Genomic DNA, 11550 nt, shown 5'->3' on the forward strand with positions numbered 1-11550 from the left:
GTTTTATAAAGTTACTGTTACGCCCAAAGTATAAGAACGCTGGGTAGGATAGCTTCCCAAAGTACCATTGTTATTATAGATAGAAGCACCTGTAGTAATGAATTCGGGATCCTGCAAATCTTTCAGTGGATAAGATTTTTTAGTCCAAGTAAATGCGTTAGTCACAACGAAACTTAAATCCAATCCTTGAATAACTGGTAGATTTTTCAAAACCGAACGTTTTAAGTCATAACGTAAACTGATATTTTTCAGTTTCAGGTAAGAGGCATCAAAAGACCAGATGTCAATGTAACTATATCCAAATCCATTGCCTTCAGGAACCGGAGTTGGAAGAGCAGCGTCTACATCAGGGTTGCTCGGTGTATATGCATTCTGGAACGCGTATTGTCCGTAATTCCACATATAGCTTTGTTGGCTGCGGAGCGGAGAAGGCATAGCTCCCCTTGCACCGGTTGCTCCTTGGAAGAACAGTTCCAGATCGAATCCGTTCCAGTCGGCTCCTAAAGTAACACCAAATTGAGTATGTGGAGTAGACCCTTCCGCATTGAACACATAGTAATCATTTACACGACCATCACCATTTAAGTCCACCAAAGCCGGAGTTCCCAAAGTCATATTATTGTTAGCGTGTAATAAGGAATTATACATATTTTGCCATGACCCGTGTAATCCATTGGTCTTCAACCCATAAGGATATGTTATAGATTCTCCGTTTGTTACATAAGGACGTTTGCCGATATTGTCGAATGTCGGAGTCCACCAGTCCGAATCAGAGCTGCTATGGCGAGTCACCCGTTCATCCCAATAAGAATAGTTTACTCCCACACGATAACCGACTTTGCCAATCTTGTCTTGCCAGTTCAACGAAACTTCGAAACCTCCTTTTCGTGAAGTAGTGTACGGAGCATTAATTTTCGGAGTGTTCGGCATACCTAAAATATCTACCCGAATCATATCATCAGTCATGTCCATCACATCTCCTTTGTTCAAATATAAAAACGTATCGAATGATCCTGTCAAGCGGTCTTTCAAAAAGCCGAAATCCAGACCAATACCATACTGCTTACTGCTGGACCATTGTAAATTGTTTGCTACATCAGACTCGTACCATCCTACATTAGAAGCCATATTTTCTCCAAACAATATGCGGTTTGAACTCTGCGCATATTGGGTAAGGAAAGAAAATGGACTTCCCACTTCATTACCTACCAATCCAAATCCGCCACGTAATTTTATCATATTAACAATGTTCGGATTCACCAAATTCTTGAACCAAACTTCATCGGACATCACCCAACCCAATGAGAAAGCCTGAAAATATCCCCAACGTTTATCCGGGCTATAACTCAAAGAACCATTGTAGTTAGCACTGTATTGGAACAGGTACTTATTGTCATAGTCGTAAGTAAAACGCCCGATGTAAGAAGCAGAACCCCATTCTTCAGCAGAGCCACCGGCAGAAACTAATGTACCGCCTAGATCAAGCTGCGGAGCCAAAGTGGTAGGATATCCTTTTTTCTTTGCATCCGTCCAATTGCTCTTTCTTACCTGACTTTGATAGTTCACCATAGCAGATAGATTATGCTTTCCGAAAGAACGGGTATAATCAATCTGGAAAATGCCGGTCAACAACTTATACTTATTCCATTTTTCATATAAGTTGGCGTTTTCAGGATTATAGGAAGAAACGGCAGTAGCATACGGATTGTCATAAACGCCTTCCTGATCATGGTTAAAATGACGCTGATGATAATAAGAAGTAGTGAAGTTCAAGCTAGCCTGTGCAGACAAGCCTTCCACCCAAGGCACACTCCATTTCAAAGCTGCATTCATCTGGAAGCGATAAGATTCTGTATTGTTGAAACCGTTGTTCAACTGCGCCTCCACAGATCCCTTTCTTGGCAGTCCGGTACTCCAGGCAGCCGGCCTCTTAGGCATCCAGTCACCATACATGGCATTGTTGAACACACCTTCACCATCGGCAGGTTTATTGTTGTTAGAAGTATTACCGTTCAAGTTGAAAGTAAATTTCAAACTCTTGTCGCTCAACAACATGGCGTCTGTGTTCAAAATCATGTTCACCTGTTCGTATGAATATTTATCACTGACACCATTTTGCTTCATATATCCCAAACTTGAATAATATTTGATACGTTCGCCACCACCACGCAGGCTGACATTAGTTTGATACATTGGCTGTGTATGATCAAACATATCCCATGGGTCGTAAGAAGAATAGTAGTCCTGGATATTTTTACCTTGTGTCTTTAACGGATCGAACAAGTCGTTGATGTCTTGCAAAGAATACCCTAAATTATATCTTTCGTTCACCAGGTTACGGATTTCTTCAAATCCGTATCCTTTCTGCCACAGATCGCCCATATAATATTTAGAAAGTTCTGTATCATTAAAAGTCGGACTCTCCTGGAAACTTGCCAATTCCGCTTCATTACGTGCCAATGCGTACTCGTAACTACTCAATCCTTTGGGACGATAAGCAGGAGTCATGATAGACACTTTTTGGTTTAAAGTAATGGTAGGCGCGCCTTCCTGTCCACGCTTGGTAGCAATCACTACTACACCATTAGCGGCACGCGGACCATATACGGCAGTTGCAGCAGCGTCTTTCAAGATTGACATGGAAGCGATATCATCCGGACGCAAGCGATTGAAAAACTCATTACCTTGCCCCGAATCCATCACGACATCGTCAATGACATACAAGATATTTTCACCGCCTCGAATCCAAATTCTGGCGTTTTCACCCGGCGCACCGGAAGCCTGTTGAGTTACCACACCGGTAACACGTCCTCCCAACCCTTCGGACATAGAAGCAACCGGTAACTTTGCCAATTCGGACATCTTTACGGTAGCGGCAGATGCAGTCATTGTTTTGGCTTTCTGAACACCACCATAACCTACTACAACCACTTCTTGAAGAGTTTGTGAATCTTCTTGAAGAATAATTTTTAAAGATTCTCCTTTAAATTTAATCTCTTGGGTAAGATATCCCACAAAGGAAACTTGGATAACATCTCCTTGTTTAACACCTGACAAGGAAAAGTCACCATCAATACCGGTAATAGTACCATTGGTCGTACCTTTCACTACTACAGACGCACCGATAACGGTTTCACCTGTAGCATCTACTACGACTCCCTTACACGTCCCTGTCTGTTGTGTGATTTTCACATCGGCAACGCCGGGATTGGCGACCGCGTATGCTGCTCCTGTAGAGGCACCCATTAGGAACAGCAACATACTGACTGATTTTAGTCGTTTTAACATAGCTGTGATTTTTTTTAAAGTTTATTGAAAATCAAGTAATTCCGTTTCCTTAGTTCCTTCAGAACTACTCTTGCAGCTATGTATCTGATAATCAAAGCATATGTACTTTGGTAATTTTAAGATGATCTTTGTCCTTGAATTTACAAACAGGAAATAAATTTGCGATTTCTACCAGTTTTCTACTAGCTACCATCCCGTTACCATAGTCAAATTTAAATTAGGATAGGATTAATAAATATTGTATTGTAATACTTTTTATTCTGTCACCACATATCGCTGGACTTCAATATTATATGGTGACAGAACTTTCAGTATTTCCTCTAAATGGTTTATCAGTTAGAGCCGGTTCAGCAGATACTGGTCACCATAGCGGGTATGTAATTTCTTCACTCCCATCAGAGCCAAATGTTTTCCGAAGGCTCTCATCTTGACATCACGCATGGTTTCAGGACTGGCTTTTTTCATCACTTCATAAATCTGGCCGATAGTCCATCTTTGAAACTTCTCCCCATCCCGGGGCAGACTGAAGCAGCTATAAAAGAGGCTTTCCTCTATGGGACGGCGCAAAAATGCGTCATTACGCAAGCTGACAGCCTGTTCTTCTTTGGGTGAGAGCCAATAGCGGCGGTTATGTTTTAGTTCATCTCTTAACTGAGCATAAAGTTGTTTATAATTGATGCGAGGCAAACGGATACTCCCTTTGGTCATCACCGGATAAAAACGGCGGTTACCGGAAGAATCGGTCAGCAGATCGCAAAAATTGGAAGTGCCAATAAATGAACTAAGGCGCGGTTGCTGGCTATAGCTGCTTTGAAACGGACGGCGCATACTAAGACCGCTCATTTGGACTAGATTCTTCAGCCGTGCCAGTTTACCTTCTTCCATCCGATTGAATTCGTCTATATTGATAAGAGCCAAAGAGCGCATTTTGCGCAGGGCATCCCCCTCGCGGGTCACATCGAAGTCATCGGTATAATATCCACGTAACGCTGGTGGAAGGAGCGACCGGCAAAAGGTAGACTTCTTCAGGCCCTGAAGGGGATTAACCAAAATGGGAATCAGGCAGTTGCCATGCATCCGGTTTTTACCGCTCCATTGCATCACCATGCCCAGCATCCAGATATGAAACACCTCCACCCATTGCGTTTCATCGCTTACCGAGTGTGCCAGCTCGCTTACTCTGTCGTGCCCGTCCCAGTGTGGCAGATGTTCCAAATAGGCTGTCACGGGGTGAAAAGAAGGAATGCGTGACGAACCCAGATAACGGCGCATATCACGGTCCATACAGTTCACGCCTTCCTCTATTGCATTAATAACCAATGTGTTGAATTCTCGCTCATCCACCACACGGTATTTATCGAACTTGTGCTTGTCATGAAATTCGCATTGTTCTGTTATTTGGTTGTAACGAAAGGAATAATGAGTGGTGAGGAACGAATCAAGCCCTTTCATGGCTTGTTTCAGTTTTGAGTCTTTTTCTTTTTCCATTAAATCTGTTTTTTATTGATTTGAGGTGTGAAGATAGTTCTGCAAAACAGGGTTTTGCAAGAACTTTGCCCGACAAATTAAAATAAATCCAACGTGTGAAACATTTATGGCAGAATCTTTGCAAGAGGACGAAAGAATCCGTACCTTCGTCCGGAAGAATCTGGGTTCTCACTGACGTGAAGTTGCCTACTCACTTTAGTGAAGAGCCATTGCCACACGGGTGAAACTGCCGCTTCACTAAGGTGAAGCAACAGAATGTTCTGTAAGTTTGCACGATAACATCCTATAAATAAAACAAATACATAGTACATTATGTCAGACATTAAATTTGATATCTATGAATCTCCGGCAAATGACGGGGAAAAGAAAAAATACCATGTGAGAAACACCAACAAGCAGACCATCCACTCGAAGGACTTGATACACGAGGCTACGCTTTATACTTCAGTAAGCCGTTCGGACTGGGCGGCAGTGGTAGAGGGACTGATAGATATTCTGTCCGAGAAATTAGGTGACGGCAAACGAATCCATATCAACGGATTAGGGTATTTCTCTGTCAGTATCGGCTCCACAGAAAGTGAAAATCCTAAGAAGATGACCCGTGGCACAGTACAGATAACAGGAGTCAACTTCCAGCCTGAGAAAAGTTTCAAGAAGAGTATTATAAGCCGGGCACATTTTGTAAGAGAACGATACAAGGTGCACACGGTGGACTTGTCGCCTATCGAAGTAGACGGGCTGCTGAGTGAATATTTTAAAGATCATCGCAGTATCACCTGCGCCCGGATGCAGCAGGTCTGCGGAATGACCCGTTCTACCGCATACCGCCGCCTACAGGCACTGACCCAAGGAGCCCATCCGTCATTACAACGCGAGGGCTACAAAAATGCCACTGCCTACATACCGGTTAAAGGGCATTACGGACGTTCCTACACGGCAGATCGCTGGTAACGAGCCGGATAGGGTGAAGGGAGAATTTTGTGTTTCATGTAAAATGAATTGTTATATCATACTTTAAAATAAGAAAAAATGAAAAGAACCATCTTGAAAAACGTAGGAATCGGCTTGTGCTTCCTGCTTAGCACCGGGACGGTCTGCGCGCAGAACTACCCTGGAAAAGTGAAGAATGCACAAGGTATCGAGGTGACCTACCAATCGAATTACAAAGGGAAAGCCCGGCCGGGGCATCTGTTGATGACCGTGTCCGGTGACCGCGTATCATTGACCAACGTATGGCCGGAGCAAAACGACCGTCCCAATCCCCGCCCGGAAGACAAGACACCTGTAACCGGCAGTTACATAGACTACACTACCCGGCAGGCATACCGCAGGGCTGAACTACCTAACGGACAAGTGATATCTGCGGTCACTCCCTTCGAATTCGGCAAAGGTTTCACGCAAACGGGCGAAGGAAAACACTTAGGGATGAACTGCAAAATTTTGCGCACATCCATCAATTCCAACACCATCGAGGTGTGGTATACCAACGACATCCCTTTTCGTGGTACTCCGCAAGCCAATGTGGGTGTACCTGACGGATTGGTACTGAGAGTCGTGCGAAACGGTGACATGATTCAGGAAGCCACCCATATTACCCCGCTGAAGAAAGGAAAGGATGTGTTGCCACAGTCGTGGGGGGAAAGCATGGATGCGGCCGACTACCAATATACCATCAACCAAAGCGGAGTTATCACAATTCCGGTCTTCGACCAGCAGAGCATCTGCTTCAACAACGCTAAATTGCCCGAAGTACTGGAGGATGGCGTACAATACAGTGCCGGAGGCGGCACCATCCTGTTGAAGAAAGTGAAGCTGCCCGACTATGTGAAGAATCGTACCGTCTTTGCGGAAGTTGTCCAATACTCGGACGGTGATGCTTACGACCGCACCGGTTCTGTCTTTCTGATACCGGAAGGCAAGCAGCTGTCTTTTCTTGATGCCATACGTGATTTGAAGAAAGTTCCCTCTTTCTGCTCGGAAAATACGGACTACCACGGGCTGATTTCCACAGCGGAGTATGATGCGCCTTTAGAGTTGATGCGTTTCTTCACCGGTTTCGGTGTGCGCAAGTTCAATTATAATAAGGTGAAGGGACAGGACTGGGTGGACTCCGTACTTTACAAAATGGAGGTAACTCCACTGGCCGAAAAATTGGAAGGGGAAGCTTGGATTGGCGCTTACATCGGCAACTGGGATGCCAAAGGACATCGTTTGTCGTTGAAACTGAAGTATTATCCTGATGAAGAACATCGGGTTTATAATACTCTTCCGCTGTTCAATACAGTGAATTATCTGGAGCAGGCAGGACAGCCTTATCCGATTTTCATGCGTCAGGATTCTCTGACCGTAAAGTTCACCTTGAAGGAGCCTGCCAAGAACGCCCGTCTGTACTACCTCACCACGGGACATGGCGGTTGGGGAGGCGGTGATGAGTTCAACCAGAAACCGAACACTCTCTATTTGGACGGTGAAAAGGTGATCTCTTTCGTACCTTGGCGGGATGATTGTGGAACTTATCGTAACTGGAATCCTTGTTCGGGTAATTTCTCCAATGGACTGAGCTCTTCCGACTTGAGCCGTTCCAACTGGTGTCCGGGTACGGTGACCAATCCCGAATACATCTATTTGGGTGATCTGGAAGCGGGTGAACACAGCATCACCGTAAAAATACCGCAGGGTGCTCCCGAAGGGGGAAGCAATAGTTATTGGTGTATCTCAGGTACGCTTATTTATTAATGTAAATTCCTTTGTCCTGCGATAACAGAAATGTTTCTGTCACCGCAGGACAAGGAATGTTCCAACTTTTCTATCTCCTCAAAGGACAATCTTGTCCTTGGGCAAGTTGTCACATGGGCAAGTTCAAGGACTTAAAATTACAGCCTACAGTTTGTTTGGACTTCTTTCCCTCTTCCGTTCTTCCTTTCATATTCCTTCTTTCCTTTCATCTTTTGATTGTTGTCTGCAATACTGCCTATATAAAAAAGGAATATTTTCTCTGGCAATACACCAACGGCATGGACTGGCATTACCTTTTTTCCTTTGGTTCTTATCCCAATATGCGTTACCTGTTTTCTACCGACTACCAAACAAACGGTAAATATTCGATGGAAAAACAATATAAATCATTTCAAGAAAGTTCTGTGAAAGTTATCGGTTCTCTCTTTAAATAGGGGGCTCCAGATATCTCAAACGTTAAAAATCAGAGCATATTAAAAATATTTTTCAATAGATTCTTTATATATATTAAAATTGTTATATATTTGCACCGTTAATCTAAATTAAATTGAAAAACATAGTTCTGAAGGAACTAAGAAAATGTAATTACTTGATTTTCAATAAACTTAAAAAATCACAGCTATGTTAAAACGACTAAAATCAGTCAGTATGTTGCTGTTCCTAATGGGTGCCTCTACCGGAGCAGCATACGCGGTCGCCAATCCCGGCGTTACCGATGTGAAAATCACACAACAAAGTGGTACATGTACAGGAATTGTCAAGGATGCTACGGGTGAAACTGTCATTGGTGCATCTGTAGTAGTAAAAGGTACGACTAATGGTACTATTACCGGACTTGACGGTGACTTTTCTTTGTCAAATGTAAAAAAAGGAGATATCATTGTTATTTCTTTTGTAGGATATCAGACACAGGAAGTAAAATGGACCGGACAGCCTATCGATGTAACTTTAAAAGATGATACGCAACAGTTAGGTGAAGTTGTGGTTACAGCTTTGGGATTGAAGCGTGAAGAAAAAGCTTTGGGATATGCAGTTACTGAAGTGAAGGGAGATGAATTAAAAGCTGCCAATACCATTTCTCCGGTAGCCGCATTGCAAGGTAAAGTAGCCGGTGTTGAAATCTCAGGATCAGATGGTGGTTTATTTGGTGGTACCAAGATACAGATTCGTGGAGCTTCAACCTTAAGTTCCAACAACCAGCCTATCTATGTGGTGGATGGAGTGATTCTGGATAACGGTGTATCTGGTAATACGACAGCAGACTGGGACGCAGGTGCCAACAACGCCAGCGACTATGGTAATGAGTTGAAAAACTTAAATCCTGATGATTTTGAAACTGTATCAGTATTGAAAGGTGCTGCGGCAACAGCATTGTATGGTTCCCGCGGTTTGAATGGTGCGGTTGTAATCACCACCAAATCCGGTAAGGGTACACAAGGGCTGGGTATCAGCGTTTCTCAAACATTTGGTATTGACCATGCTTTCAAGACTCCGGATATTCAAACTTTATATGGTCCAGGATACATGCCGGGACAATCTGATGCCGACCAAAATGGAAGTATGTGGGATGAACATCAGTTTACAGTAAATCAGAATGGGGAACATACATTAGTAGGAGTACCCAACTTTGGTTTTGGTCCTAGATATGATGGCTCTCAAATCCGCAATTATGATGGTACATGGACTACCTATTCTCCACGTAAAAATAATATGCTGGATTTATATAAATTAGGGTTCAATACAAACACGAATGTTTCTATTCGCGGTGGTAATGAAAAAACATCATTTTATACATCTTTATCTTATAAAAATGCCAAATCAACAACAGAAAACAATACTTTTGAACGTTACTCCATGTTGTTGAAAGCTAGCCATAAGTTGAACGATTGGGTGGATGTTGCTGCTTCTTTTAGCTTTGCCAACTCAAAACCGCGTAATGCACAACTGAATGCGGGTGAATTGTTTGTCAATGCAAATACCAATGTGATTAACCCGCTATTTGACGTAGATTATTTCCGGAACAAATATTTAGGTGAGCATGGTGGTATTGCCAGTACCAGCTATGGTGACCAATATGGTTCGGTTCCTTCCAGCGCTAAAAATTATTTCTTCAAAGTAGATAATTACGATTATGTACGGAAGGAAACTGTTATTCGTCCTACATTTGAAGTAAATGTAAAGATGACAGATTGGCTGAAGTTTAAAGCAGACGCTAATATGAACCGTTATTATACTTCTATAGAAGATAAGCAATTAGGTTCCGGTTATGCAAACGAAGGAGGATATTATGGTATTACGCAAGATATAAAAGAACAATTTACCGTAGGGGGAACTTTTACTGCCAGCAAGCAGATAAAAGATTTTTCACTCGGTGGATTCGCACGATTTGAGTATTACAACACCTCTTCCCAACATTCAAAAGTATCAACTGACGGAGGAATGGTGGTGCCTGGAGAATGGTTCGTGGAAAACTCAAAAAAGACTAAAAAGAGCGAATCGACCATATCGGGCAGCAAAAGAATTATTTCTGCCATTTTTGCTTTAAATTTAGGATGGAAGAATCAATTCTATTTGGATGTTACAGGACGTAATGACTGGTCTTCTGCATTGGTATATGCCAATCGTACAGGTAATCACTCATACTTCTATCCTTCTGTATCAGGTTCATGGTTGATTAATGAAACTTTCCGCGAAAGTATGCCTTCATGGATTAACTTGGCAAAACTTCGTGCATCATGGGCACAAGTAGGTAATGATACAGACCCATACGCTGTCAATCAGACATATTCTTTTGCCACAATGGAAATGTATGACGGCAATATCTATACCAATGAACTGGACAAACTGATGAAGATTGCCGACCTTAAACCGGAACGTAAGAATTCATGGGAAATAGGTTTGGATTTCCGTACTTTTAATAATCGTTTGAATTTGGATTTCACTTATTATAAGGAAAATACCACAGACCAGATTATGAAAATCAATGTTCCTGCTATTTCCGGTGTTACCCAACAGTTGGTAAATGCTGGTAATATCCAAAACTCAGGTATTGAAATCGCATTAAATACCACTCCTATCAAAACTAAAGACTGGCAGTGGGATCTGGACTTCACTTATACACGAAACAGAAGTAAAATTGTATCCTTGCATCCTAATGTTGCCAACTATATTGAATTGTCCGGTTATGTAAACGCATACGACTATCATATCGGCTCTGTAGCGAAAGTCGGTGAGTCTTATGGTGTGTTGATGTCAGATGTCACTCAGGCACGTAATGAAAACGGTGTACCTTTGTTGGAGTGGGATGACAGCTGGAGAGGCGCATATAGAGCACAAAGCAAAACAGCGGAAGTAGTGGGCAACATGACACCCGATTTTCTGGGATCTGTAGCAACAACGTTAACTTGGAAAGATTTAAGTTTGAATGTCGGACTGGATATGCGTTTTGGAGGTTTGGTAGCATCTTACTGTAACTTATACGGAACTCAGGCCGGTTGGACAGAAAGTTCTTTGCAATACCGTGACCCGGAACATGGAGGTATGACTTGGACTAGTCAATACGCCGATTCCAAAGGTATTCAATATACTGATGGTATGATTCCGGAAGGTGTTTTTAAAGAAGGAACAATTGCGACCTTGGTGGATGGAACAAAAATGGATGTCAGCGGACTGTCTTACGCACAGTTAGTACAGGAAGGAAAACTGGAACCCACTCATGCCGGTTCATGGTATGGAAATAATTATGCATGGGGAGCACAGACAATTGATGACATTTGGGTACACAAGTTGAGTTATATCGCTTTGCGTAATATTACTATAAATTATCGTTTGCCTAATAGCATCAGTCACAAACTGGGTGCAAAAGGATTGAACCTGTCATTCAGTGCACGTAATTTGGGATATCTGTATAATTCATTACCTAATAACCTGAATCCGGAATCTGTACGTTCTAATTCAGCTTCAGAGTTCCGTATTCGTGGTTTCGAGCCTTATACGGCAAGTTACATATTTACAATTAATGCCAATTTCTAATTGTTA

Annotated in this window: 5 protein-coding genes; 3 read left to right on the forward strand and 2 right to left on the reverse strand. The window is 42.6% G+C overall.

Annotation, left to right across the window (positions count from 1 at the left end):
* Positions 1 to 3: 3 nt before the first annotated feature.
* Complete coding sequence (locus tag RE317_RS05620; protein WP_008667519.1) at positions 4 to 3288, reverse strand: SusC/RagA family TonB-linked outer membrane protein; 3285 nt, start codon at positions 3286 to 3288, stop codon at positions 4 to 6.
* 336 nt (positions 3289 to 3624) lie between these two features.
* Positions 3625 to 4776: a VapE domain-containing protein gene (locus RE317_RS05625; protein WP_005850796.1), complete on the reverse strand. Its 1152-nt coding sequence runs from the start codon at positions 4774 to 4776 to the stop codon at positions 3625 to 3627.
* Positions 4777 to 5088: 312 nt separating this feature from the next.
* On the opposite strand from RE317_RS05625, the gene RE317_RS05630 reads away from it, so the two are divergent.
* The 3 genes from RE317_RS05630 to RE317_RS05640 all read left to right on the forward strand — a co-directional run bounded on the left by RE317_RS05630 (position 5089) and on the right by RE317_RS05640 (position 11544).
* The gene (locus RE317_RS05630) at positions 5089 to 5727 is read left to right on the forward strand and encodes an HU family DNA-binding protein (protein WP_005841960.1); all 639 of its coding nucleotides are present in this window, start codon (positions 5089 to 5091) and stop codon (positions 5725 to 5727) included.
* A 78-nt stretch (positions 5728 to 5805) separates the two neighbouring features.
* Positions 5806 to 7512: a PNGase F N-terminal domain-containing protein gene (locus RE317_RS05635; RefSeq protein WP_008667527.1), complete on the forward strand. Its 1707-nt coding sequence runs from the start codon at positions 5806 to 5808 to the stop codon at positions 7510 to 7512.
* Positions 7513 to 8133: 621 nt separating this feature from the next.
* A complete protein-coding gene (locus RE317_RS05640) occupies positions 8134 to 11544 on the forward strand; it encodes a SusC/RagA family TonB-linked outer membrane protein (protein WP_008667530.1) in 3411 nt (1136 codons plus the stop codon).
* Positions 11545 to 11550 lie beyond the last annotated feature (6 nt).

Origin of the sequence: Phocaeicola sp. GP0067 (assembly GCF_031119655.1) — a bacterium.
Taxonomy (GTDB): Bacteria; Bacteroidota; Bacteroidia; order Bacteroidales; family Bacteroidaceae; genus Phocaeicola; species Phocaeicola vulgatus.

What these genes read in the sequence shown, in the direction of transcription:
- RE317_RS05630 (WP_005841960.1), top strand. Translation starts at nt 5,089, where the DNA reads ATGTCAGACATTAAATTTGATATCTATGAATCTCCGGCAAATGACGGG.
- RE317_RS05640 (WP_008667530.1), top strand. Translation starts at nt 8,134, where the DNA reads ATGTTAAAACGACTAAAATCAGTCAGTATGTTGCTGTTCCTAATGGGT.
- RE317_RS05625 (WP_005850796.1), bottom strand. Translation starts at nt 4,776, where the DNA reads ATGGAAAAAGAAAAAGACTCAAAACTGAAACAAGCCATGAAAGGGCTT.
- RE317_RS05635 (WP_008667527.1), top strand. Translation starts at nt 5,806, where the DNA reads ATGAAAAGAACCATCTTGAAAAACGTAGGAATCGGCTTGTGCTTCCTG.
- RE317_RS05620 (WP_008667519.1), bottom strand. Translation starts at nt 3,288, where the DNA reads ATGTTAAAACGACTAAAATCAGTCAGTATGTTGCTGTTCCTAATGGGT.